Origin of the sequence: Arcobacter vandammei (assembly GCF_016106035.1) — a bacterium.
GTDB classification, from domain to species: Bacteria; Campylobacterota; Campylobacteria; order Campylobacterales; family Arcobacteraceae; genus Aliarcobacter; species Aliarcobacter vandammei.
Map to the genome: position 1 here is coordinate 23308 of NZ_JADKPZ010000014.1, position 24185 is coordinate 47492.

At 27.6% G+C, this 24185-nt stretch carries 25 protein-coding genes and 1 other RNA gene; 13 read left to right on the forward strand and 13 right to left on the reverse strand.

The features are described 5' to 3' along the window. Positions 1 to 92 precede the first annotated feature (92 nt). Positions 93 to 1247 (forward strand): multidrug effflux MFS transporter, encoded by a 1155-nt coding sequence (locus IQC44_RS08705; protein WP_198305977.1) that lies wholly within the window; start codon positions 93 to 95, stop codon positions 1245 to 1247. 3 nt (positions 1248 to 1250) lie between these two features. Here the strand turns inward: IQC44_RS08705 and IQC44_RS08710 are convergent, their stop codons facing one another. Next, entirely contained in the window at positions 1251 to 1604 is a 354-nt protein-coding gene (locus IQC44_RS08710; RefSeq protein WP_198305978.1) for a hypothetical protein, read from the reverse strand. 87 nt (positions 1605 to 1691) lie between these two features. On the opposite strand from IQC44_RS08710, the gene IQC44_RS08715 reads away from it, so the two are divergent. From IQC44_RS08715 to IQC44_RS08735, 5 genes are all read left to right on the forward strand, one after another. Continuing rightward, positions 1692 to 3434 (forward strand): sensor domain-containing diguanylate cyclase, encoded by a 1743-nt coding sequence (locus tag IQC44_RS08715; RefSeq protein WP_198305979.1) that lies wholly within the window; start codon positions 1692 to 1694, stop codon positions 3432 to 3434. A 63-nt stretch (positions 3435 to 3497) separates the two neighbouring features. Continuing rightward, positions 3498 to 4616 carry an efflux RND transporter periplasmic adaptor subunit gene (locus tag IQC44_RS08720; protein WP_228286311.1) on the forward strand — a complete coding sequence of 373 codons (1119 nt, stop codon included), beginning with the start codon at positions 3498 to 3500 and terminating at the stop codon, positions 4614 to 4616. A gap of 3 nt (positions 4617 to 4619) precedes the next feature. Further along, positions 4620 to 7754 (forward strand): efflux RND transporter permease subunit, encoded by a 3135-nt coding sequence (locus tag IQC44_RS08725; RefSeq protein WP_198305980.1) that lies wholly within the window; start codon positions 4620 to 4622, stop codon positions 7752 to 7754. Continuing rightward, a complete protein-coding gene (locus tag IQC44_RS08730) occupies positions 7747 to 9114 on the forward strand; it encodes an efflux transporter outer membrane subunit (RefSeq protein WP_198305981.1) in 1368 nt (455 codons plus the stop codon). Before IQC44_RS08725 ends, IQC44_RS08730 begins: the two co-directional genes overlap by 8 nt. Then, positions 9107 to 9283, forward strand: a complete 177-nt coding sequence (locus tag IQC44_RS08735) for a hypothetical protein (RefSeq protein ID WP_198305982.1) — start codon at positions 9107 to 9109, stop codon at positions 9281 to 9283. The genes IQC44_RS08730 and IQC44_RS08735 overlap by 8 nt, the downstream gene beginning before the upstream one ends. Positions 9284 to 9309: 26 nt before the next feature. On the opposite strand, the gene IQC44_RS08740 is transcribed toward IQC44_RS08735, so the two are convergent. The 3 genes from IQC44_RS08740 to ruvC all read right to left on the reverse strand — a co-directional run bounded on the left by IQC44_RS08740 (position 9310) and on the right by ruvC (position 12470). Continuing rightward, complete coding sequence (locus IQC44_RS08740; protein WP_198305983.1) at positions 9310 to 11274, reverse strand: methyl-accepting chemotaxis protein; 1965 nt, start codon at positions 11272 to 11274, stop codon at positions 9310 to 9312. 115 nt (positions 11275 to 11389) lie between these two features. Next, positions 11390 to 11980 (reverse strand): phosphoribosylglycinamide formyltransferase, encoded by a 591-nt coding sequence (gene purN / locus IQC44_RS08745; protein WP_198305984.1) that lies wholly within the window; start codon positions 11978 to 11980, stop codon positions 11390 to 11392. Between the two features lie 19 nt (positions 11981 to 11999). Beyond that, positions 12000 to 12470, reverse strand: coding sequence for a crossover junction endodeoxyribonuclease RuvC (ruvC, locus tag IQC44_RS08750; protein ID WP_198305985.1), 471 nt, complete (start codon positions 12468 to 12470; stop codon positions 12000 to 12002). A gap of 226 nt (positions 12471 to 12696) precedes the next feature. On the opposite strand from ruvC, the gene dnaA reads away from it, so the two are divergent. The 5 genes from dnaA (at position 12697) to IQC44_RS08775 (ending at position 18579) form a co-directional block, all read left to right on the forward strand. Continuing rightward, on the forward strand, positions 12697 to 14010 hold the full coding sequence (gene dnaA / locus IQC44_RS08755; RefSeq protein WP_198305986.1) for a chromosomal replication initiator protein DnaA: 1314 nt from the start codon (positions 12697 to 12699) through the stop codon (positions 14008 to 14010). 152 nt (positions 14011 to 14162) lie between these two features. Then, positions 14163 to 15233: a DNA polymerase III subunit beta gene (gene dnaN, locus IQC44_RS08760; protein ID WP_198305987.1), complete on the forward strand. Its 1071-nt coding sequence runs from the start codon at positions 14163 to 14165 to the stop codon at positions 15231 to 15233. Between the two features lie 23 nt (positions 15234 to 15256). Next, positions 15257 to 17578: a DNA topoisomerase (ATP-hydrolyzing) subunit B gene (gene gyrB / locus IQC44_RS08765; RefSeq protein ID WP_198305988.1), complete on the forward strand. Its 2322-nt coding sequence runs from the start codon at positions 15257 to 15259 to the stop codon at positions 17576 to 17578. An 18-nt stretch (positions 17579 to 17596) separates the two neighbouring features. Continuing rightward, a complete protein-coding gene (queF, locus tag IQC44_RS08770; protein WP_198306024.1) occupies positions 17597 to 17974 on the forward strand; it encodes a preQ(1) synthase in 378 nt (125 codons plus the stop codon). Between the two features lie 11 nt (positions 17975 to 17985). Then, positions 17986 to 18579, forward strand: coding sequence for a DNA-binding protein (locus IQC44_RS08775; RefSeq protein WP_198305989.1), 594 nt, complete (start codon positions 17986 to 17988; stop codon positions 18577 to 18579). Between the two features lie 22 nt (positions 18580 to 18601). On the opposite strand, the gene ffs is transcribed toward IQC44_RS08775, so the two are convergent. Next, positions 18602 to 18698: signal recognition particle sRNA small type (ffs, locus tag IQC44_RS08780), an RNA gene on the reverse strand. 90 nt (positions 18699 to 18788) lie between these two features. On the opposite strand from ffs, the gene IQC44_RS08785 reads away from it, so the two are divergent. After that, positions 18789 to 19196: a YqaA family protein gene (locus IQC44_RS08785; RefSeq protein ID WP_198305990.1), complete on the forward strand. Its 408-nt coding sequence runs from the start codon at positions 18789 to 18791 to the stop codon at positions 19194 to 19196. 1 nt (position 19197) lies between these two features. On the opposite strand, the gene IQC44_RS08790 is transcribed toward IQC44_RS08785, so the two are convergent. The 4 genes from IQC44_RS08790 to IQC44_RS08805 form a co-directional block, all read right to left on the reverse strand. Further along, positions 19198 to 20004 carry a class I SAM-dependent methyltransferase gene (locus tag IQC44_RS08790; RefSeq protein ID WP_198305991.1) on the reverse strand — a complete coding sequence of 269 codons (807 nt, stop codon included), beginning with the start codon at positions 20002 to 20004 and terminating at the stop codon, positions 19198 to 19200. Next, positions 20004 to 20288 carry a type II toxin-antitoxin system RelE/ParE family toxin gene (locus IQC44_RS08795; protein WP_198305992.1) on the reverse strand — a complete coding sequence of 95 codons (285 nt, stop codon included), beginning with the start codon at positions 20286 to 20288 and terminating at the stop codon, positions 20004 to 20006. The genes IQC44_RS08790 and IQC44_RS08795 overlap by 1 nt, the downstream gene beginning before the upstream one ends. Beyond that, the gene (locus IQC44_RS08800; RefSeq protein WP_198305993.1) at positions 20275 to 20493 is read right to left on the reverse strand and encodes a hypothetical protein; all 219 of its coding nucleotides are present in this window, start codon (positions 20491 to 20493) and stop codon (positions 20275 to 20277) included. Before IQC44_RS08800 ends, IQC44_RS08795 begins: the two co-directional genes overlap by 14 nt. Before the next feature lie 152 nt (positions 20494 to 20645). Next, positions 20646 to 20906, reverse strand: coding sequence for a helix-turn-helix domain-containing protein (locus IQC44_RS08805; RefSeq protein WP_228286313.1), 261 nt, complete (start codon positions 20904 to 20906; stop codon positions 20646 to 20648). 158 nt (positions 20907 to 21064) lie between these two features. On the opposite strand from IQC44_RS08805, the gene IQC44_RS08810 reads away from it, so the two are divergent. Next, the gene (locus tag IQC44_RS08810; RefSeq protein WP_198305994.1) at positions 21065 to 21445 is read left to right on the forward strand and encodes a hypothetical protein; all 381 of its coding nucleotides are present in this window, start codon (positions 21065 to 21067) and stop codon (positions 21443 to 21445) included. Positions 21446 to 21500: 55 nt separating this feature from the next. Here IQC44_RS08810 and IQC44_RS08815 read toward each other — a convergent pair whose 3' ends face one another. The 4 genes from IQC44_RS08815 to modA are packed head-to-tail and all read right to left on the reverse strand — an operon-like array spanning position 21501 to position 24179. Further along, complete coding sequence (locus tag IQC44_RS08815; protein WP_198305995.1) at positions 21501 to 22349, reverse strand: ABC transporter ATP-binding protein; 849 nt, start codon at positions 22347 to 22349, stop codon at positions 21501 to 21503. After that, positions 22350 to 23042, reverse strand: a complete 693-nt coding sequence (gene modB / locus IQC44_RS08820; protein WP_198305996.1) for a molybdate ABC transporter permease subunit — start codon at positions 23040 to 23042, stop codon at positions 22350 to 22352. After that, on the reverse strand, positions 23035 to 23436 hold the full coding sequence (locus IQC44_RS08825) for a TOBE domain-containing protein (RefSeq protein ID WP_198305997.1): 402 nt from the start codon (positions 23434 to 23436) through the stop codon (positions 23035 to 23037). Before IQC44_RS08825 ends, modB begins: the two co-directional genes overlap by 8 nt. Then, complete coding sequence (gene modA, locus IQC44_RS08830) at positions 23433 to 24179, reverse strand: molybdate ABC transporter substrate-binding protein (RefSeq protein WP_198305998.1); 747 nt, start codon at positions 24177 to 24179, stop codon at positions 23433 to 23435. The genes IQC44_RS08825 and modA overlap by 4 nt, the downstream gene beginning before the upstream one ends. Positions 24180 to 24185: the final 6 nt, after the last annotated feature.

Sequence of the window (24185 nt, forward strand, 5' to 3'; positions counted from 1 at the left end):
TTTTAGCTACAATTCTTTTCAAATTTAATCTATTTTACAATATTTAATCTACACTAAATTTAACATATTTTTTAATTTACAAAGAGTTTATTATGAAAAAATCAATTAATCATATATATTTAATTATATTGTTGTCGGTTTTATCTTCTGTTGCTCCAATGGGAGTAGATACATATTTACCATCTATTCCAGAAATTGCAAAATATTTTGATGTAAATATCCATAAAGTTGAGTTGTCTTTATCAATATTTTTAATAGGTTTTGCAGTTGGTCAAATTTTTGGAGGTCCAATTTCAGATAGATATGGAAGAAAATTTGGATCTATTGTAGGGCTTATTGGTTATGCAATTTTTAGCTTTTTAATAATATTTAGTTCAACTATATATGAATTATGGTTTTATAGATTTTTAGAGGCATTTTTTGGTGGAATTACAGTTGTAAATGCAATTGCTGCTGTAAGAGATAGGTTTAGTGGAGCTGAAGCCGCCAAAGTATTTTCAATGATAGGTCTTGTAAGAAGTTTAGCACCACTTTTAGCTCCTGTTATTGGTGCAGCAATTATCCACTTTTTCCCTTGGGAAGGAGTTTTTGTCTTTCTTACAATTTATGCTTTGATAGTTGCATTTTTTATATATAAAGATTTACCAGAAAGCTTTGTAAAAACTTCTCAAAATATTATAGAGTCATACATACAAGTTTTAACACATAAAACTGCTATGAAAGCTATGCTTGTACTTGCTATTGGCTTTGGTGGATTTTTTATAATAATTTCAAAAACTTCATTTATCTATATAGAGTATTTTAATATCTCAACAGACTTATTCCCACTATTTTTTGGAATAAATTTTATAGTTTTAATGCTAATGATAAAGGTAAATTTACAACTTTTGAAAAAATATTCTCCACTATTTATCACAAAAACAGCAGTTTTTATTCAAATAGTTATAGGTCTTATCTTTTTATTTGTACATAAAGATATAAATCTTATAGGAATAATTATTATTTTAGCTAGTTTTATGGGACTTATGGCATTTATTTTTGGAAATTGTATGGCTATGGCTCTTGAACACTTTTCAAAAAATGCTGGAGTCGCTAGTGGAGTTATAGGAGTTTTACAATTTGGTTTAGGAGCATTTATCTCATCAGTTGCTCTTAGTTTTTCTGATGATGGTTTTTTTGTAATTTCCCTTAGTATTACTCTTATATCTACTGTAAATTACCTAATTCTAAGAACTTATAGAGCTTAGAAGTTAAACTTCTAGCTCAAAAAACTCTTCACAAACTTTTTGATATTTTGCAACAGAACAAGATATTTTTATAGCATTTGAATAATCTTTAAACTCATCTAAAAATAGTTTTTTTAGCTTTTCAACTTCTGCTGCTCTAAAAATAAAAAATCCTAAAATATCAGTTTTTCTCTCACCTGCTTTTTCTATTCCAAAGCTATCAAATTTCCAATTTACACCTTTTGAAAAGAAAAAAACTTCACTTACTCTTTTTTCAAGTTCATCTCTTACATTTTGATTGAACTCTTTTAAATGTATATAAAATGCAACATTACAGTTATACTCACTTTGTACTAAATCATCTAAAACTTTGCTCATTTTGTACCTTTTAAAAAATTATTTGTTGATATGTTATCAATATTTAGCTACAATCTTCTTGAACGAGTGCTATATGGGGGTTTTGCAATGTTAGGTTTTATAAAAAGAAGTTTTTCTTTAAGAGGAACTATTTTATCGCTTTTTTTTATTATTTCTTTAATTCTAATATCTATTGTTGGTATTCAACTATTCTATTTTAGTGAAAAAACATCTTTGGAAAGTATAGACTTAAAACTTCATGGACTTACACAAAATATCTCTACAGCTATACAAAATGATGAAAATTCAAATTTTGATACAATAAATATGTTAAGTTTAATGAATGACAAAACACCACATTTGGAACTTTATGTAAATGTTTTAAAATCCCATCCTTATATCTACTCTATTTATTCTGGCTATGAAGATAATAGTTTTTTTCAAGTAATAAATCTAAATAGCCATAAAAATTTAAGAGCATTTTATAATGCAAATGAAAATGATAGATGGTTAAAAATAGAGATGAAGCCAAATAACAAAGGTATTAGAGATATTATTTTACTAGATAAAGATTTGAATATAAATTCTCAAACTACTGAAAATACAAGCTTTAATCCAAAATCAAGACCTTGGTATATAAAAGCTATAGATAGTAATTTTCCTATTAAAACAGACCCTTATAAATTTTACACAATTGATACTATGGGTTTTACTTATGCAAAAAAAATAGCAAAAAGTAAAAATGTTATAGCCTTGGATTTATTAAGTGATTATTTTAGCCATATTTCTACAAATCATATTGAAAATGACTATATGGATGTTTTCTTATTTAATGAAGATGGACTTGTAGTCTCATCTTTAAATCAAGATTTAAGTTTAATAAATGAGTTTTATAGAGAGAACAAAGATTTTTCAATATTTACTGAAGCTCAAGTTTTAAACATTAATTCTAAAAAATATATAGTTCAAGTTAATAAAATCAAAACAGATTATGGATTTAATTATCTTGGGATTTTTGCAGATTATAATAAATCTTTAGAGCCATATAGATCTCAAAGTCTAGCTCTACTAATGATATTTGCAATAACAACTCTTATTATATTCCCAATAATTATTCTTTTTTCAAATAAGATTATAAACCCTATTTATAATCTTGTAGAACAGATAAATAATATAAAAAATAGAAATTATGAAGGTGTAGTTGGTGTAGAAGCTTCAACAATAGAGGTAAATCTCCTTTCAAGAGCATTTAAAGATATGGCTAATTCAATTTTTAAATACCAAAACTCCCTTGAACAAATTGTTGAGAGTAGAACAAAAGAGTTAAAACAGAAAAATGAAGAGTTAGAAAGATTATCAATTACAGATAAACTAACAAATATCTATAATAGAGTAAAACTAGATTCAGTTTTAAATAGTGAATTTATTAGAAGCAAAAGATACGATACAGTTTTTTGTGTAATTATGCTTGATATTGATTTTTTTAAAAAGGTAAATGATAATTTTGGTCACCATATTGGTGATGATGTTTTAGTTGAAGTTGCACAAATTATAAAATCTTGTACTAGAGCTACTGATACATTTGGTAGATGGGGAGGAGAAGAGTTTTTAATTATATGCCCAAATACAAATATTAATGGTGCAAAGTCTTTGGCATATAATATAAATCAAGCTGTAAAATTATATAAATTTAAAACTTATCCAGAGAATTTAACTATTAGCCTTGGGATTGCAAATTTCAATAATGAACATAATAAAGCAGAAGATATTGTATCAGATGCTGACAAAGCTTTATACAAAGCAAAACAAGATGGAAGAGATAGAGTTGTTGTTTTTCAGAATGATATTTAATATTAAAATTTGGTTAATAAAGATATTATAAAATCCAAAAAAATCATTTTAAGGTAAGATATTTTGAACCATATTAAAGCTATTTTATTAATCTTCTTTTCTCTTTTTTTTATATCATGTGAACAAAAAGAGCAAAAAACACAAAATCAAATGCCAATTGAAGTTGGATTTATAAATCTAAAAAAAGAGCCTGTAAACCTAGAAGTAGAGCTAATAGGAAAAGTAAAAGCAAAAGAGATGGCACAAATAAGACCACAAATAAGTGGAATTATTGAAAAACAAAATTTTGTAGATGGAAGCTTTGTAAAAAAGGGCGATATTTTATACACAATAGAAAGCTCAACTTATAAAGCAAGTGTAAATCAAGCTCAAGCTTTATTAAATAGTGCAAAAGCTTCACTTATAAGTAGTGAAGCAAAGAGTAAAAGAGCAGAAGAACTTCTAAAATTTGACGGTATATCAAAACAAGAAGTAGATGATATAAAAGCCTCATATCTTCAAGCAAAAGCTTTAGTTGAACAAAGAGGTGCAGAGCTTGAAAGTGCAAAAATAGATTTAAATAGAACTCTTATAAAAGCACCAATTAGTGGATATATTGGTATTTCAAATGTAACTGTTGGGGCTTTGGTAAATGCAAATCAAAGTGATGAACTTGTAAATATAAAAGATACTCAAACTATTTTTGTAGATTTAACACAATCTTATAATCAAATTTTAAATTTGCGAAATCTTATCGATTTTAATAATAATATAGATGTAACTCTTAGCTTTGATAATGGGCAAGAATACCCACTAAAAGGAAAACTTGAAGCAAAAGAGCTAAGTGTTGATGAGAGTAGTCAAACTGTAACTTTAAGAGCAGTTTTTCCAAACCCAAATAATCTTTTACTTTCAGGTATGATGACAAAGGCAACTTTACAAAGTGATAAAAAAGTTGAAGCCTTTTTAGTTCCACAAAAAGCAGTTTTAAGAGACCAAAAAGCAAATCCTATTTTAACTCTAATTACAGATGAAAATAAAACTATCACAAAAATAGTAAAAATAGAAAGAGCAGTAGATGATAAATGGCTTATTTTGGATAATATTAGTGAAAATGATAGAGTTATTATTGAGGGCTTAAACAAAATAAATACAAGAACAATAGTAAGTCCTAAAGATTTAAATACAGAATATAAAGATTAAAAGATGATTGCAAAGTTTTTTATTTTTAGACCCATTTTTGCTTGGGTTATTTCACTTATTATTATGATTAGTGGAGTTGTAAGCCTTTATATTTTACCAGTTGAGCAGTATCCTGATATTGTTCCTCCTCAAATAAATATAAGCACTTCATATGGTGGTGCTGATGCCAAAACTGTTGAAAATAGTGTAACCCAAATAATAGAGCAACAGCTAACTGGTCTTGATGGAATGTTATATTTCTCTTCAAGTTCAAGTTCCGCTGGGAACTCAAAAATTACAATCACATTTTCTCAAGAAGTAAATGCTGATATTGCACAAGTTCAAGTACAAAATAAAGTAAATCAAGTGCTTTCAAGACTTCCTGATGATGTACAAAGACAAGGTGTTAGAGTCTTTAAATCTCAAAGTGATTTTTTGATGATGGCAAGTATTTATGACTCAACAGGAAAAGCAGATAAAACAGATATTAGCGACTTTTTAGTAAGTAATTTACAAGATAGCATCTCAAGAATTGATGGGGTTGGAGATGTGCAGGTTTTTGGTGGTTCTTATGCTATGAGAATTTGGCTAGACCCATATAAGCTTGAAAAATACTCTTTAATTCCAAAAGATGTGCAAAATGCAATAAATGCTCAAAACTCACAAGCAAGTGCTGGAAGACTGGGAGCTATGCCAACTTTGGATAAACAGCAACTCTCTGTTGTTGTAACTGCTAGAAATATGTTTGAAAATGTACAAGAGTTTGAAAATATAGTTTTAAAATCAAATTTAGATGGAAGCAGTGTAAAGATAAAAGATATAGCAAGAGTTGAAATAGGAGCTCAAAGCTATAACAATGTTACAGCATTAAATGGTTTTCCAGCTTCTGGAATATCTATACAACTAGCAAGTGGAGCAAATGCAGTTGCAACTTCAAATAGGGTAAAAGAGTTTTTAGAAAATGCCCAAACTCTTCTTCCTGATGGTTATAAAATTGCCTATCCTAGAGATACAACATCTTTTATCAAAGCTTCTATAAATGAGGTTGTAAAGACTCTAATTGAAGCTATTGTTTTGGTTGTGTTAGTGATGTTTTTATTCTTAAAGAGCTTTAGAGCAACACTTATTCCAGCAATTGCTGTACCTGTTGTACTTTTGGGAACTTTTGCTATTTTAAATATCTTTGGATATACAATAAATACTCTTACAATGTTTGCTTTGGTTTTAGCAATTGGACTTTTAGTTGATGATGCTATTGTTGTAGTTGAAAATGTTGAAAGAAATATGAATGAAAAAAACTTAAGCCCAAAAGAAGCAACAATTTTATCAATGAATGAAGTAACAAGTGCTTTAATAGGAATTACAACAGTTCTAAGTGTTGTATTCTTACCTATGGCATTTTTTAGTGGAAGTACAGGAATAATTTATAGACAATTTTCAATTACAATAATCTCTTCTATGGTTTTATCAGTTATTGTAGCACTTACTTTAACTCCAGCACTATGTGCAACTATTTTAAAACCTCATTCAAAAGAAGAAGAAAATAATAAAAATAGTGGCTTTATGCACTCTTTTGAAGAGAAATTTACAAGCTTTACAAAAAAATATAGCTCTTGGGTAGAAAAAATCCTTTTAAAACCAAAAAGATGGTTAATATTTTATCTTGCTATTATTGTAGCTTCAAGCTATATTTTTATAAAACTTCCAACTAGTTTTTTACCAAAAGAGGATCAAGGAAGTTTAATGGTACAGTTTACTCTTCCTGTTGGTGCAGTTGCACAAAGAACTGTCGATGTAGCAAATATTATAAGAGATTACTTTATGATAGAAGAAGCCGATGCTTTAAATACAATTTTTACAATTTCTGGTTTTAGTAGTCGTAGTAGTGGGCAAAATGTAGGAACAGCTTTTTTATCTTTAAAAAATTGGGACTTAAGAGATAAAAACAATCATGTTGATGAGATTAGTAAAAGAGCAACAAAAGCTTTTAACAACCCAAATAGCAAATATTTTATAAGAGATGCAAGGGTATTTACTATAAATCCTAGTGTTATTCAAGGTTTAGGAAGTAGTGATGGATTTGAATTTCAGTTATTAGCTAGTTCAAAACTAACTAGAGATGAGTTGAAAATTGCCAAAGATAAGCTAGTAGAAGATGCAAAAAGTAATCCAAAAATAAACTCAGTAAGAGCAGATGGAACAGAAGAATCACCTCAGCTTAAAATCTCTTATGATACAAATAAAGCCTTAGCTTTAGGTCTTAGTTTAAGCGATATAGATAGTACTTTAAGTGCTGCTTGGGGTGGAACTTATGTAAATGATTATATAGATAAAACTAGAGTAAAAAGAGTTTATATTCAAGCAGATGCACCTTATAGAAGTACACCTGAAGATTTATACAAATGGAAAGTAAGAAATAACCATGGAACTATGACTGCTTTTAGTGAATTTAGCTCTTTTTCTTGGGTTTATGCACCAGAAGAGCTAACAAGATTTAATGGCTTTATCTCTTATGAAATACAAGGAAGTGCAGCACAAAAAGTTAGTTCTGGAGATGCTATGAATGAGATGGATAAACTAGCTTCAACTCTTGGAAGTGGTATAATGCACGAATATAGTGGAGCTTCTTATCAAGAAAAAATAGCAAGTAATCAAACTTTGGTTTTATACTCTATCTCTCTTTTAGTTATTTTCTTATGTCTTGCAGCTTTATATGAGAGCTGGAGTGTTCCTTTTTCTGTACTTTTAGTTGTTCCTTTAGGAGTTTTAGGAGCAGTTTTATCTATATATTTACGAGATTTAAGTAACGATGTATATTTTCAAGTAGCTCTTTTGGCTGTTATGGGATTGGCTAGTAAAAATGCCATTTTAATAGTTGAGTTTATTAATAGTGCATATAGCAATGGTATGAATTTAGTTGAAGCAGCTATTCAAGGTGCTAAATTAAGACTAAGACCAATAATTATGACTTCACTAGCTTTTATTGCAGGAATTATTCCTTTGGCAATTTCAAGTGGAGCAGGAGCAAATAGTAGAATTGCAATAGGAACGGCAATTTTAGGTGGAACAATAAGTGCTACAATTTTAGCAATATTTTTTGTACCACTATTTTTTGTAATTATTAAAAAAATATTTGAAAAAGAGGTAAAAAATGTTTAAAAAATCTCTAAGCCTTACATTTTTTACTCTATTTTTCAGCTCTTGTGTATCATTAGCTCCAAATTTAGATTTAAGAAATGAAAATGTTATACCTGAAAATTTTAAAAACTATCAACAAATAGAAGATACAAAAGAGCTAAGTTTAAATGATTTTTTACTAGATTCAAATTTAAAATCTATTATAGAACTTACTCTTGAAAATAACAAAGATATAAGAGTTGCTATTTTAAATATTGAGCAATCAAAAGCTCTATATAGAATTGAAAAATCAAATCTTTTCCCTAAAATAGATGCAAATGGAAGTTTAAATAGAACAAAAGAGAATGAGCAAATAAGCAACAAATATAAAGCTAGTGTTGGAACGGTTTTTGAGCTTGATCTGTTTGGAAAAAATAGAAGTTTAAGCGATGTTGCCAAAAATAGCTTTTTTGCTACACAATATGCACTTAGTTCAACCAAACTAAGCCTTATTTCTCAAACTATAAACTCCTATTTAAGCCTTGCAACAAATCTTGAGAATTTAGCTTTACAAAAAGAGATAGATAAAAATCTAAATAGTGTTTATGAGCTTACAAATAAAAAATTCCAAGCTGGAGTTATAAGTAAAGAAGAGGTTCTTTCAAGTCTTGCCACACTAAAAGAGAGTCAAAACCAAATACTAGAGTATGAAAATCAAGTACAAATAGATATAAACTCTCTTGAACTTCTTTTAGGCAGACAAGTTTCTGAAGATTTACTTCCAAAAAGCTTAAAAAAAGATGATAGCTACTTAGCTTTAGTAAAAGCTGGAATTAGTTCAAAAATAATTCTAAATAGACCAGATATAAAAGAGTTAGAGTATAAATTAAAATCAAAAAATGCAAATATTGGAGCAGCAAGAGCTGCATTTTTTCCAAGTATTAGCCTAACAGCAAATACTGGATTTTCTAGTTCTAGTTTAAATAATCTTTTTTCAAGTTCAAATAGTTTTTGGCAAATAAGCCCATCTATAAACATTCCAATATTTAATGCAGGTGAAAATAGTGCAAAATTAAAACTAAGTGAAACTCAAAAAGAGATAGCTTTGGCTGAGTATCAAAAAGGTATTCAAACAGCTTTTAAAGAGGTAAATGATGCTTTAGTAGTGCGAAAAAATATCTATACAAAACTGCAAAATCAAAAAGAGCTTACAGCTTCAGTAGAAGAAGCTTACAATATTGCTTTAAACTCTTATAAAGTCGGTTATGGAAGCTACTTAAATATGTTAGTTGCACAAAAATCATATATAACTTCACAAAAAACTTTGATAAATACCTATCTTGAAGAGTTAGAAAATAGAGTTGAAATTTTTAAAACTTTAGGTGGAAATTTTAGTGAATAAAATATATGGTAGTTTTATTATATTTTTCTATTTTCTTAAATACCCAATTTTAATCTATCTTGCTATTTGCTACTATAAAGGTTTTGAAGCTGGGATTGTTATGAATATTTTGGGAATTATCTCTATAATTTTAGTATTTAAAGATATATTTTTTAGAAAAAAGAAATGAAATAAAATGGGTTTCCCCATTTTATTCTAAAAGCTCTCCCACTCATCATCATTTGATTTTGATTTTACAGGTTCAACTTTTTTTACTGATTTTGGTTCATTGTAAGAGATATTCTTAGTAACATTTTTTGTCTCATTACTTGTTGATTTTCTAGCTTGTGCAACAACTTCATCTTTACCTAAAAAGCTTTTTTCCATTACATCTTGAACAATATGTTTTGAAATTGCATCTGTATCATTTGCAATTTCATGAGTTCTTGCTGCAATTGCAGCATTTTGTTGAGTTTGTTGGTCAAGCATTGTAACAGCATCATTTATTTGAGAAATTCCACTTTGTTGCTCTTTAGAAGCATTTGAAATTTCAACTATCATAGAAGCAGATTTTTCAATATTTGATAATAAATCTTCATATCCTTTTATCATAGAATCAGATATATTTTTTCCTTCTTGTGCTTTTGATGTTGCAATTTCAACAATATTTTTAATCTCTTTAGCAGCTTCAGCACTTCTACTTGCCAGATTTCTAACCTCTCCTGCAACAACAGCAAATCCTTTTCCAGCTTCTCCAGCTGTTGCTGCTTCAACAGCGGCATTTAAAGATAAAATATTTGTTTGAAATGCAATTTGGTCAATTACAGCAATTGCTTCATTTATATTATTTACTTGATTTGTGATTTCTTCCATAGCAATTGCAGTATTTCTAGCCATTCCTTGACCAGTTTTTGCAGAATTTGAAACTTGATTTGAATAATCTTGCATTTTTAAAACATTATTTGTATTATTTACAACTGTACTTGTAATCTCTTCAAGAGCAGCTGCTGTTTCCTCTAATGAAGCAGCTGCTTCATTTGCACTTGTATTTAATGTATTTACATTTTGAATTAATATTTTTGAAGAGTCTTCAAGTCTTACACCACTTCCTAAACTATCTTTTAACATGGTGCTAATTGCAGCTTGAAGTGTATTTATTCCTGTAATCATCTTTTCAAGAACTCCACCCTCTTCATCATCTTTTCCTAATTCCAAAACAGGTCTATAATCATAATTTGAGTAAGAAGCTAAAACTTCATTTATATGAACAAATCTATCTTTTGTATGATTTATCATATCATTTAGCTCATTTTTAAACTCATTTAATGAATTATTTGGAGTTGATTTATCTATAGTTTGTGAATACCAACCATTTCTTACTCTTATCATTACAGCTTTTGCTTCATCTATTAACTCATTATCTTTTTCTATTGTATCTTGAACAATATCTATATTTTCGTTTATAAGTTTTGCCATCTCTCCAAACTCATCTTTTGAAGAGTCATCCAAAGTCATAACATTATCACTTTTTCTATTTAAAAAGTTAAAGAAGCTTAAAAGTCCTGCTTTAAAATTTCCTAGAGATTTTATAATATTATTTGAGATAAAAATTGAAATTAATATAAATATTGAAATTGCAAAAATCCCAATAAGAGATAATTCTGTAGTAAGATTTTTTATGGCTTTATCTTTTCTCTCATTTACATCAATATTTAAAGATAAAATACTATCTTCAAGTTTTTTTGCAACTTGTATCATTCCTGAAACCATATTTTCAAGTTTAGCATTTGACTCTGAACTATTATCACTCATTTTGATTTTTGCCATAATCTCAAAGCTAGAAAGATAATCATCAACCATAGCAATATTTTCATCTGCTATTTTTCTATTTTTTTCAGATTGAAATTGAGTTTTTAAATCAAGTAAAACTTTTTTTAATTCATTAAACTCTTTTACAACAAACTCTTTCTTTTCAAGAGTTGAATCAAGCATAAATTGATAAACTGTAATTCTAGCTTCTAATAACTCTTTTACACTACTTTCAGTTTTAGTAGCAATTTGTGTTCTCTCTTCTATATAGTTCATTGAACTTGTATATACAAAAGCTACAATCAAAGCTATTAAAATAACTAAAATAGGAAAGGATAAAAGTTTAGTTTTTGTACTAAGATTTTTAAACATTTGAGCACCTTTATAATTTTGTATTATATTTTATATACTTAGTTATTAATCTTTTATTAATATATTTATTTATTCTTGATTTATAAATCATTTTTATAATTAAGTAAAATAAATTTTACTTAATTTTTTTATCTAATACAACTTTAAATGCTTCAACAATAGCAGTTTTTTCAAGCTCTTTTATTCTATTTTCTAAACTCTCAGCCGTTTCATTTTCATTTAATTCCAACTCTTTTATTAAAATTGTTTCACCCTCATCATAATTTTCATCTATATAGTGAATTGTAACACCTGATTTTTTCTCACCATTTTTTACAACAGCTTCATGCACAAAATGCCCATACATCCCAGCTCCTCCATAAATTGAAGGTAAAATTGCAGGGTGAGTATTTATGATTTTTTTTGGAAAAGTTTTTAACAAATTCTCCTCAATTTTTTTCATATATCCAGATAAAAATATATAATCACAATCAAACTTTTTTAAAGTTTGTGCTATTTTTAAATCTAAGTTTTCATCTGGAAATAGATTTTTATTTATTACAAAAGATTCTATACCATATTTTGAAGCTTTTTCAAGAACTCCTGCATTTGAGTTATTTGTGATAATCACACACACTTTTGCATCTAAAATGCCTTGCTCTATTGCTTTTTGTATTATCTCAAAACCACTTCCATTGTATGAAGCTAAAATTCCTATTTTTTTCATCTATTTTTCCTTTAATTTATTAATTTTTTACTCTTTGAGCATGAGTTAAAGCAATTGCTATTGCGTCCGTTATATCAAGTGGTTTTATCTCTTTTTTTATTCCCAAAAGCCTTTTAACCATAAAAGCAACCTGCTCTTTTGTAGCCTTTCCATTTCCTGTAACTGCTTGTTTTACTTGAAGTGGAGTATATTCAGCAAAATTTCCAAAATTTTGTAAGATTTTAAGACTTATTGCTCCTCTAAACTGTGCTAGTTTTATAACAGTTTTTGGATTAAATGCATAAAACATATCTTCAATTGATACTTCATCTATATTGTGGGCTTTAAATATCAAATCAATTCCCTCTGTCATCTCTACAATTTGCTCTTGTAAAATTGTAGTTTTTATTTTTATAAGCCCTGCTTCAATAAGTTTTAAATCTCTTCCACTTTTTTCAACAACTGCATAACCACAGTTTCTTGTTCCTGGGTCAATTCCTAATATTTTCAATATTTCACTCTTTTATTTATAAATTTATTCACATTTGTAAAAATACGATTATATCGAATGTTTTATATAATTATTTTTTTAAGTAATAAAAATTATTCACAACTTATTCACTATGTGAACAAATAATTATTTTCCAACATTTTATACTCTTTTTGCTTTCTTGAAGCTATTTTATAAAATTTTTAGATATAATATTTACCATTACACGAAAAGAGTTTAGGATTAAATGACAAGTAAAGATTTTTTAGAACTTATCAAAAAAGAAGCAAATCAAAACGATTATGAAAGATACTTAAAACAGTTAGTTTATAAAAAAGTATCTTCTGATGAAAATATTGCTATTTTTGAAGTGAATAACAAATATATAGCATCATGGATAAAAAGTAAATTTTCTGATTTAATCCAACACTGTTTCGAAGCTTACGATGGCTCTAAACCAAAAATAGAGATAAAACTTGCAGGTGAAAAAAAGACAAAAAAAGAGATTTTAAAAGAGCAAGTTGAAAATGAAACAGCAGAGAGCACAATTTTAAATCCATCTTACACTTTTGATTCATTTGTCGTTGGTTCTTCAAACCAAATGGCTTATAATGCTTCACTAGCCGTTGCTTCTAAACCTGGAATTCAATATAACCCACTTTTTATCTATGGTGGAACTGGTTTAGGAAAAACTCACCTTTTACAAGCAATAGGAAATTATGCATTAGAAAAAGGTAAAACTGTAATTTATGTAACAATCGAACAATTTATGAATGATTTTACATTCTCTTTAAAAAATAAAAGTATGGAGCATTTTAGAGCAAAATATAGAAATTGCGATGTTTTATTAATAGATGATGTTCAGTTTTTAAGTGGGAAAGAGCAAACACAAGAGGAGTTTTTTCACACATTTAACGAACTTCACAATGCAAAAAAACAAATTGTAATGACAAGTGATAGACTTCCTTCTCAAATTGCTGGTTTAGTTGATAGATTAAAATCAAGATTTGAGTGGGGATTAACAGCTGATGTTCAAATTCCAGGACTTGAAACAAAAATCGCTATTATTGAAAAAAAATCAGATTTAAATGGTATAAAACTAAGTAAAGAGATTATAAATTTTATTGCTACAAGTCTTGATAACTCTATTAGAGAGATTGAAGGTGTAATTATTAGAATAAATGCAAGTGCATCACTTCTAAATCAAGAGATAAATCTAGCCATGGTTCAAGGTCTTTTAAAAGAGCAGATAAAAGAGAATAAAGAGAATATTAAACTTCCAGATATTATAAATATGGTATCAAAAGAGTTAAATATAAAACCAAGCGATATTAAATCAAAAAAACGAACAGTAGCAGTTGCAAATGCTAGAAGAGTAGTAATTTATTTAGCAAGAGAATTAACACCAAATTCAATGCCAGATATTGCAAAAGTATTAGAGATGAAAGATCATAGTTCAATTTCTCATAATATAAAAAAGACAAATGAATTAATGGAAAAAGATGAAAATTTTAAGCTAGTAGTTCAAAATTTAAAGAATAAAATTATAAATAAGGAGTAAAGGTTTTAAACTGTTGTGTGAAAAGATGTGAATATAGTTTCAACTTTAATCACTATATAAAATTTCGATTTTATAGTGCTTTTAGAGATATTTTCATCTTTTCACATACACCTACTACTTTTACTAAAAAATAAACAAACATAGGAGAAAAAATGAAGTTTGTAATTACAAAAAATATACTTGAAAATGTTATATCTTCAATGCAACCTTTTTTAGAAAAAAAAGATTCAAGTGCAATAACATCTCATATATATTTAGAGACACAAAATGGTAAATTAATAATCAAAGCAACAGATTATGAAATTGGATTAGAAACTACAATAGATAGTATTTCTGAAATAGAAGATGGAAAAACAACAGTAAATGGAAATAATTTCTTAGGAATTATTAAAAGATTAAAAAATGAAAATATCACTTTAGAAGCAAATGGAAATAATCTTGTAATAAAACAAAATAAATCAGTATTTAAACTTCCAACTTATGATGCAAATGAATATCCAACTATAAATAAATATGAAAATTTAAAAGAGTTATCAATATCTACTATGAATTTTATTAATTCAATTAAAAAAATAACTCCATCAATAGATAATAACAATCCTAAGTTTGAGTTAAATGGAGCTTTATTAGATATTAAAAGTCAAAAAATAAACTTTGTATCAACTGATACTAGAAGATTAGCATTATCATATTTAGAAAATATATCAAATGATGAGATGCAATTAATAATTCCAAAAAAAGCAATTATTGAGATTCAAAAACTATTTTTAGATAATGCAAAAATATATTGTGATCAAACAAATTTAATTGTTTCAAATGAAAATACTAAATTCTTTACAAAACTGATAAATGGAAAATATCCAGATTATGAAAGAATTATTCCATCAAGTCTAAAATATAATTTTCCATTACCAAAAAATATATTAGTAGAATCTATCAAACTTGTAACTTCGCTATTTTCAAATATTAAAATTACATTTAATCCAAAATATATAATTTTTGAATCTTTAGATGAAGATAGTGTTGCTACAACACAAATTGATATTGATATAAATATTCCAAATGAATTCTATTTAGCTGTAAATGCAAAATATCTTTTGGACTTTTTAAGTACATCAAATAACGAGAAAGTAAAAATAGGATTTAATGAGTCAAATTTACCATTTTATTTAGAAGATGATAAATTTTATACAGTTGTAATGCCAATTGTTTTAGAAAAATAAAAATTAATTAAGGATTTATAAATATGTCACAACAAGAGTATGGTGCTAGTAATATTAAAGTTTTAAAAGGTCTTGAAGCCGTTAGAAAAAGACCAGGTATGTATATAGGTGATACAAATATAAATGGACTTCACCACTTAATTTATGAAGTTGTAGATAACTCAATAGATGAAGCAATGGCTGGATTTTGTAGAAATATTAAAGTTACACTTACAAAAGATGGATGGGCTAGAATTGAAGATGATGGAAGAGGAATTCCTGTTGGAATTCACCCAACAGAAGGAATTAGTGCAGCAACTATTGCTCTTACAGTTTTACATGCTGGTGGAAAGTTTGATAAAGATACATATAAAGTTTCTGGAGGACTTCACGGAGTTGGAGTTTCAGTTGTAAATGCTTTATCAAAACATCTAAAAATGACAATTTATAGAGAAGGAAAAATTCACTTTCAAGAGTTTAAAGAGGGTATTCCTGTTGCCCCTTTAGAAGTAATTGGTGAAAGCCCACGAAAAACTGGAACAGTTATTGAATTTTTAGTTGATGATACTATTTTTGAAGTTACAAAATATGAGTTTAATATTCTTAAAAAAAGATTTAAAGAAGTTGCTTATTTAAATCCAATTATATCTATTACACTTGAAGATGAAGCTCATAAATTAAAAGAAGTTTACCACTTTGAGGGTGGAATTAAGCAGTTTGTTGCTGATATGAATAAAGAAACTGCTCTTTGTGAAGTTATGCATTTTAGTGATAGAATAGATGGTGTTGAAGTTGATATTGCAATGATGTACAACGATACATATATTGAAAAAACTCTATCTTTTGTAAATAATATTAGAACAATAGATGGTGGAACTCACGAAGCTGGATTTAAAGCTGGGCTTACAAGATCTATTTCTAAATATCTAAGCGAAAATGCAGCTGCAAGAGAAAAAGATGTAAAAATTACAGGTGATGATGTAAGAGAAGGGCTTATTGCAGTTGTATCTGTAAAAGTTCCTGAGCCACAATTTGAAGGGCAAACAAAGAGTAAATTAGGAAGCTCTTATGTAAGACCTATTGCACAAAAATTAACAGGTGATGCACTAGATAAATATTTTGAAGAAAATCCAACTCATGCAAAAGCTGTTATGGAAAAATCTTTGATGGCTGCACGTGGACGCGAAGCTGCAAAAAAAGCTAGAGAACTTACTAGAAAAAAAGATTCTATGAGTGTTGGAACACTTCCAGGGAAACTTGCAGATTGTCAAAGTAAAGACCCAACAATTAAAGAGTTATATTTAGTTGAGGGAGATTCTGCTGGAGGATCTGCTAAACAAGGAAGAGATAGAGTTTATCAAGCGATTTTACCACTAAAAGGAAAAATTTTAAATGTTGAAAAATCAAGACTTGATAAGATTTTAAAATCTGATGAGATTAGAAATATTATTACAGCTTTAGGTTGTGGAATTGGTGAAGATTTCGATGAAGAGAAAGTAAGATACCATAAAATCATTATTATGACCGATGCTGATGTTGATGGTAGCCATATTCAAACTCTACTTTTAACATTTTTCTTTAGATTTTTAAAACCAGTAGTTGAAAAAGGTTATTTATATATTGCTCAACCGCCACTTTATAGATATAAAAAAGGTAAAAATGAGATATATTTAAAAGATAATGGTGCTTTATCTTCATATTTAATTGAAAATGGTTTAGAAAACTTTGAGTTTGAAGGTATGGGATATAATGATTTACTAGATTTATTTAAACAAGTTGCACGTTATAGAGCTATGCTTGAGCAATTAGCAAAAAGATACTCTTTGCTTGAAGTTTTAAAACATTTAATTGAAAATAGCGATTTAGTAAATTTAGAGTTTAGCGAACTTTATGAAAAAGTAAAAGAGTTTATTGAAGCTAAAGGGCATAATATTTTATCAAAAACTTTAACTGATGATAGAATTCAACTTTTTGTTCAAACAAAAGAGGGACTTGAAGAGTTAATTATTGATGATGAGCTTTTTGCATCTCCATATTTTAGTGAATCTACATTTATCTACAATAAACTAAAAGAGAGAGATTTAACTCTTTTTGATGGAAGAGATTTAATTGAGCTTCTTGAAGAAGTTGAAAGTTTAGCTAAAAAGGGTGCTTATATTCAAAGATATAAAGGTTTAGGAGAGATGAATCCTGAGCAACTTTGGGAAACAACAATGACACCTGAAAATAGAAGACTTCTAAGAGTAAAAATAGAAGATGCAGAAGCTGCAAGTGATACATTTACTCTATTTATGGGTGATGAAGTAGAACCAAGAAGAAATTATATAGAATCACATGCAAAAGATGTTGAACATTTAGATGTATAAAAGGAAAAGATAATGGCAATAAAATATGGTGAACAAGAGATTTTAGATTTTGATATAAATAGTCCTGAAAATTTCTGGCCAAATGAACACGAAAAAAACTACACAATAGATATTGAATTACCAGAATTTATGGCAAAATGCCCAAGAAGTGGTTACCCAGATTTTGCAACAATAAAAATTCAATATATCCCAAATAAAAGTGTAATTGAGTTAAAAGCACTAAAAATATATATAAACTCATTTATGAATAGATATATCTCTCATGAGAATTCAGCAAATGAGATTTTTGATACTCTATATTCTAAGCTTGAACCAAAATGGCTTAAAGTAATTGCAGATTTTAAACCTCGTGGAAATGTTCATACAGTAATAGAAATAGATAGTTCTAAAATATAAGAGAAATTTCCTTGCAAAGATTAGTTAGTACGGCTGAAGCTGCTGAGATTTTAGGTCTATCTTTACAAGGAATTCACTATCGTATTAAAAAAAATCAACTTAAATCTGAAAAAAAAGATGGTAAAATTTTTGTCTATTTAGATGAAAATTCTACAAAAAACAATCAAACTTCAGCACAAAATACAAAACTAGATTTTAATGCTTTTGATAAGATAATTGAGTCAAAAGATGAACAAATTTCACTATTAAAAAAATCAATAAAATGGATGAGAAAACAGTATATTTCGGAAATAGAAAGACTTGAAAAAAACCAAAAAAGAATAATTGAAGTTTTTAATAGTGAAATAAAACTTCTTCAAAGTGCTTTTAATGAGATGAGAGCTATTTATAAACCACAAATTGAAGAGAAAAAAGAGAGTTCAAAATCAAATGAATTTATCACTATAAAAGAGTTTTTTGCACTTTTAAAAAGAGCAAATAAGAGTGAAATTGAGATAAAATCTATGATTTTTAGTGCAATAAAAAAAGGCGATAAAAGATTTATTTATAATAAAAAAGATAAAAAACTTTTGATTTTAAATGATGATTTTAGGGATTTATTTTAAAAATAGAAGTACAAAAAAGTACTCCTTCCCAGATACCCAATCACAACCATAAAAAAGGTGCCTTGCTATATTCCTATCCTGGGGCGTTGTCTTTAGTATAACTTGAAAGGGTCTAAAAAGGAGCATTCAAAACACTTTATGTTCTCAATGCTACTTTTAAAGATGTGAATTCTAGCTAATATATCTTTAATTTATAATAAAAGAGAAAAATGACATATCTAATACTATTTTTTACAGCATTTTTATCTGCAACCTTGCTTCCACTTGGAAGTGAAGCTTTGCTTATTTATGATATAAAAGCTGGTTACAATCTTTATATTTTACTATTTGTAGCAACTTTAGGAAATAGTTTAGGTTCAATTTTAAACTACTATTTGGGTTTAAAAGGTGAAGAATTTTTAATTAGAAAAAATCTTATAAATGAAAAGTATATAAATTTATCAAAAAAGTATTTTGATAAGTATGGAGCAATTTGCATTCTTTTTGCGTGGTTACCAATAATTGGAGATCCAATTACCTTTGTAGCTGGAGTTTTAAGATATAACTTTAAAATATTTGTGATTTTAGTAGTAATATCAAAGCTATCAAGGTATCTTTTTATAGCTTTGATAGTTTAAATTATTTTTCAACTTCCCATGAAATAAATGCCCAAGTTAAGAACTCTTTTTGCTCTTTATGTTTATAAGTAGTGTTGAAATACTCTCTTAAAATTTTCTCTTCTTTTTTTGATAAAGATCCCAAACTCCATTTTAGACTTTGGATAAATTCATCTTCATTTGGTGTATCAAATTTTGAGTTTTTTGTCTTTATAAAATCAACTTTTGCAAATATTCCCATAGAGTGCAAAGTGTTTACAAGATAGATATAATCAGGTCTTGGAATAACTTTTCGTGGAATTTGAGCTAATATCTCACTATCCACAAAACTTCCACCAACCTTTGTAGTGATATATACTTTTTTATTTGCTTTTTCGTTTAGTTTAAGCAATGCTTTTTTTATATTTTTTACTTCCATAGAACGGCTAGCTACGACTATATCAGCATTTGGGACATCTTCCCAAGAGTCATACCAAGATTTATGAATGGTTACTAGATTTTCAATATTTTTCTCTTTTGCATTTTGTTGTGCATAACTTAACATTTCACTTGAATAATCAAGAGCATAAACCTTTTTTAGTTTTGGAGCAAGTGCCAAAGAAATCGTAGCTGGTCCACTTCCAACATCAAGTAGAGTTTCACAATCTTTTAGGTTCATTTTGCTTATAAACTCTTTTGTATATGGGCTATTTACAACATTTTGACTAAAATATTGTGCTTTTTTATCCCAATCAGAGCTAGATTTACTCTTAAAAGTAGAGCTTTTGATTTGTTTTTTGTATAGTTTTGCAAAGTTTAGTTTGTCTAAATTTGTGTTTTCTAGTGGCATTATTTCTGCTTTTGTCTTGCATTTAGTATTTTTAATATCTTTATATAATCTTTTTCTATTTTATAGTAGATATTATAATTTTCAAAAATCAGTATTTTACAATCTACTTTTATACCTTTTTTCTTACAATCTACTCCCATATAAGGATTTGTTTCTAAAAGCCGAATGTAGTTTTTTAATTTATTAACATACTCCAAAGCAACAGTTGGTTTATCGCTAAAAATAGTTTGAAATAATTTTTCTAAATCTTTATAAGACTTTTTTGTATATCTAATTTCTAGCATATTTTTTTGTTAGTTCATCAAAAATTTCATCGTGGCTTTTATCAATAAGTTCTGATTTTAGTGATTTCTTAATTTTTTTTGATAGCTTTTCTATTTTTTTATTGTCAATTTCTTCTATTTCTAAGCCATCAATTTTTAGATTTTTTAAAAGAAACATAACATTGCCATAAACACTATCATCAACTTTTAATTTTACTGTATGCATATAAAAACCTTTGATTTATTTTGTAGATTATAGACAAAAGAGAGTTAATTCTATCTTTCAAAGTAATATTATGAAAATTTTAGTGAAAGAGTAAAAAGCAAGGTTTGTTTTCAGATTATTTTAGGAATTTTTGAGCTTTTTTATAAGTGTTTTTAATTATCTAAATCTTCAAAAAAAGTAGTTATTGGAATATCTAAAACATAAGAAATTCTATGTAGGTGTTCGATATTGAAATGATAGTTTTTATAGCAAATTTCACAACAAGAAATCATAGTTACAGATTTAAAACCTATTGCTTGACTTAGTTCTAATTGAGTTAAACCTTTTTGCTCTCTTAGTTTTTTAACATTTAAGCCAATTTTTTCATACAACTTTTGAGTTGAATTTTCACCTAAATCTTCAATGTTTTTCAATTTATAACTTTATATAAAAAGTTTTTTATAGTAATAGGTTATAATCTTTTTCTCAACTTTATCTATAAAGTTTGGAGTTAATTTTAGAGATAATATGTGAAGTATTAAATAAATTAAGTAAAATTACATTAAAAATTCAAAAAAATAAGGAAGAAAAAATGAAAATAATAAAATATCTAGCAGGTATATTTTTTATTACTTTATTATTTACTAGTTGTGTTAATAAGATTTCAAAAGTTAAGCAAGAAAATTATACAAATCCTTTAATAAAAGATAAAAATACTGAAAAGCTTAAATTTGAGAATGATAAGTTGGATTGTGAAATTATAGCACATGAAAAAGTTCCTAATGTTTATCATGGAAACAGTAATTCTGGTAGTTTTACAACAACAAATACTTCAACAGGAACAATATATAGAGGTACTTATGGAGATGATAATGTAAATAGTCTTATATTTCAAAGTGTACAAAACTCAGAAATAAAATTGAAATATTTTGAACAATGTATGAGAAGTAGAGGTTGGGTAAAAATAGATTGACTAATTATATGACTTAACTATATTTGTATATATTTTTATAAAGCATTTGCAACAATTATTTAACATTCGGAGTAAATGCCTTTGTACTTACATTTACTATTTGCCCAATTTCTAAATTTTTTGCCTCTTCTTGGCTTATTACAACTTCAACAAGTTGTTGTCCAATAGAGATAATTGCTATATTTATAACATCAACTTTTATGATTTCAAGCAGTTCACCCTCAAAAGAGAATTTTTGGCTACCTTGAGTTTTTAATAAAATCTCTTTTGGCTCTCCATCTTCAATAATTTTTCCATCTTTTAAAACCAAAACTCTTGAAGCCAATTTATACATCTCACTTGGGTCATGGCTTACCATTATTGTTGTAGTTTCAAACTCTTTGTGCAGAGTTAAAATTTCATCTTGAAGTTTTGCTCTCATAGATGGATCAAGAGCCGAAAGAGGTTCATCCAAAAGAAGTATTTTTGGCTTTTTCATCAAAGACCTACAAAGGCTTACTCTTTGTTTTTGCCCACCACTTAAAGAATCTGGGTATCGATTTTTAAGGCTTTCCATATCTGTTAAGCTTAGAAGATATTTTGCTAACTCTTTATCTTTTACTACATAAAGCAGATTTTCAATTACAGATAAATTTGGAAAAAGTGCATAATCTTGAAAAACAAAGCCTATATCTCTTTTTTGAATTGGTTTTTTGATTTTATCATTTAACCAAATTTCATTATCTACTTCTACTCTTCCCTTTGCATCTTCAAGACCTGCAAGTATTCGTAAAATTGTAGTTTTTCCGCTTCCACTAACTCCGCTTAAAGCTACAAATTCACCTTTATTTAATGATAAATCTATATCCAAAAGCATTTTCCCAACTGAGCCATGAAGCTCTTTTTTTATATCTAATTTTATCATCTATAAAACTCTATCTTTTTTTTGTTTTCCATTGAAAATATAAACAGCAAGAAGTGTCATAAAACTCATTACAATCATAATTAAACTATAAATATGTGCATTTTTATAGTCCAAAACTTCAACAAATTCATAAATTGCTATTGCTGCAACTCTTGTTTCATTTGGAATACTTCCACCAATCATTAAAACAACTCCAAACTCTCCAACAGTGTGAGCAAAAGTGATGATTAGAGCTGTTAAAAGTGATGGTTTTATATTTGGTAAGGCAACTCTTAAAACTGTTGTAAACTTGCTTTTTCCACTAAGTAAACTTGCTTCAAGCATATTTTTATTTAGGCTTTCAAAACCACTTTGAAGTGGTTGCACCATAAAAGGTAGGCTATAAATACAACTAGCAATTATTATTCCATAGAAATTAAATACAAGTTTTATTCCAAAATAGTCATTAAAAAATTGCCCAATCGGAGAGTTATGAGATAAGCCCCAAAGAAGATAAAATCCTAAAACAGTAGGTGGAACAACCAAAGGCATTGTACAAAGTGATTCTAAGAAAGGTTTAAATTTTGACTTTGTTTGAGATAAATACCAAGCAAGAGGCATACATAACACAAACAAAATCAAAGTTGTAATAAATGCTAATTTAAAAGATAGCAAAAATGGTGCATAATCAACATTTAACAAATAATCAATCATTTAAAACCCTTAAAATAGATAAATCACTAGCTTTTATCAAAGCTAGAATTTCATCACCTTTTTTTAAATTCATCTTTTGGCTTGAACTTTTTGTAATAATGCTTTCAAGGTAGTATGAGCCAATTTTTAGCTTCATACTACTTAAAAGTTCGCCATTTTCTAGGCTTTGGATAGTTGCAAAAATTCTGTTTGATAAGCTTATTTCTCCTAAAACTCCTTTTGCGATTATCACATTTGTAGGTTTTATTAGAAGTTCTACACTTTTACCAATAGATATACCTTTTGGTAAATCTAAACTCATCATTTTTAAAGTAGTATCTAAAAAATCAAACTCAACTATGTTTAGATTTTGATTACTAGATATTTTTGATACTTTTGCAACTAAATTACTCATTTAACTAAATACCCAAAATCAACAAAGATTTTTTTAGCACTATCGCTTAAGATGAAATCATAAAAAGCTTTTGCTTCTGTATTATCTTTTGCTCTACTTAAAACTACAATTCCTTGATCAATTGGAGTATATAATTTTGGATCAACACTTACCCAGTTTACATTCTCTTTATATTGAGACATTTTTTCATCATATAAAGATGATTTAGCAATAAATCCAACATCAGCAGCAGTCATAGCATAAGTTACTGCTTGAGAGATAGATTCAGCATAAACAAATTTACTTTCAACTTTATCTAAAACATTTGCATTTTTAAGTGCTTCAACAGCAGCTGTTCCATAAGGTGCAGTTTTTGGGTTTGCAACTGCAACTTTTTCTATATTTTTATCAGTTACAAGTGAAATTCCTTTTGAGAAATCTAAAGGTTTTACACTTAACATTGCTAAACTTCCTTGAGCATAAACAACAGCAGGAGTAGCAGTTAAACCATCTTTTTCAAGAGTTTGAGGGAATTTCATATCAGCACTCATAAAAACATCAAATGGTGCTCCATTTTGAATTTGAGTTGTAAATTTTCCACTTGCACCAAGAACAACTTCAACTTTTGTATCTGGATTTGTTTTATTAAATTCTGCGATTAAGTCGTTTATTGCATAACTTACATTTGCTGCAACAGCTATATTAATTGTTCCTGCAAAAACACTTGAACATAAAAATGCTAATCCTAAAATAACTTTTTTCATATTATC

What these genes read in the sequence shown, in the direction of transcription:
- IQC44_RS08800 (WP_198305993.1), bottom strand. Translation starts at nt 20,493, where the DNA reads ATGCATACAGTAAAATTAAAAGTTGATGATAGTGTTTATGGCAATGTT.
- dnaA (WP_198305986.1), top strand. Translation starts at nt 12,697, where the DNA reads ATGACAAGTAAAGATTTTTTAGAACTTATCAAAAAAGAAGCAAATCAA.
- IQC44_RS08815 (WP_198305995.1), bottom strand. Translation starts at nt 22,349, where the DNA reads ATGATAAAATTAGATATAAAAAAAGAGCTTCATGGCTCAGTTGGGAAA.
- IQC44_RS08790 (WP_198305991.1), bottom strand. Translation starts at nt 20,004, where the DNA reads ATGCCACTAGAAAACACAAATTTAGACAAACTAAACTTTGCAAAACTA.
- IQC44_RS08715 (WP_198305979.1), top strand. Translation starts at nt 1,692, where the DNA reads ATGTTAGGTTTTATAAAAAGAAGTTTTTCTTTAAGAGGAACTATTTTA.
- IQC44_RS08730 (WP_198305981.1), top strand. Translation starts at nt 7,747, where the DNA reads ATGTTTAAAAAATCTCTAAGCCTTACATTTTTTACTCTATTTTTCAGC.
- IQC44_RS08810 (WP_198305994.1), top strand. Translation starts at nt 21,065, where the DNA reads ATGAAAATAATAAAATATCTAGCAGGTATATTTTTTATTACTTTATTA.
- modB (WP_198305996.1), bottom strand. Translation starts at nt 23,042, where the DNA reads ATGATTGATTATTTGTTAAATGTTGATTATGCACCATTTTTGCTATCT.
- dnaN (WP_198305987.1), top strand. Translation starts at nt 14,163, where the DNA reads ATGAAGTTTGTAATTACAAAAAATATACTTGAAAATGTTATATCTTCA.
- IQC44_RS08740 (WP_198305983.1), bottom strand. Translation starts at nt 11,274, where the DNA reads ATGTTTAAAAATCTTAGTACAAAAACTAAACTTTTATCCTTTCCTATT.
- IQC44_RS08785 (WP_198305990.1), top strand. Translation starts at nt 18,789, where the DNA reads ATGACATATCTAATACTATTTTTTACAGCATTTTTATCTGCAACCTTG.
- modA (WP_198305998.1), bottom strand. Translation starts at nt 24,179, where the DNA reads ATGAAAAAAGTTATTTTAGGATTAGCATTTTTATGTTCAAGTGTTTTT.
- IQC44_RS08825 (WP_198305997.1), bottom strand. Translation starts at nt 23,436, where the DNA reads ATGAGTAATTTAGTTGCAAAAGTATCAAAAATATCTAGTAATCAAAAT.
- IQC44_RS08710 (WP_198305978.1), bottom strand. Translation starts at nt 1,604, where the DNA reads ATGAGCAAAGTTTTAGATGATTTAGTACAAAGTGAGTATAACTGTAAT.
- gyrB (WP_198305988.1), top strand. Translation starts at nt 15,257, where the DNA reads ATGTCACAACAAGAGTATGGTGCTAGTAATATTAAAGTTTTAAAAGGT.
- IQC44_RS08705 (WP_198305977.1), top strand. Translation starts at nt 93, where the DNA reads ATGAAAAAATCAATTAATCATATATATTTAATTATATTGTTGTCGGTT.
- IQC44_RS08795 (WP_198305992.1), bottom strand. Translation starts at nt 20,288, where the DNA reads ATGCTAGAAATTAGATATACAAAAAAGTCTTATAAAGATTTAGAAAAA.
- purN (WP_198305984.1), bottom strand. Translation starts at nt 11,980, where the DNA reads ATGAAAAAAATAGGAATTTTAGCTTCATACAATGGAAGTGGTTTTGAG.
- IQC44_RS08725 (WP_198305980.1), top strand. Translation starts at nt 4,620, where the DNA reads ATGATTGCAAAGTTTTTTATTTTTAGACCCATTTTTGCTTGGGTTATT.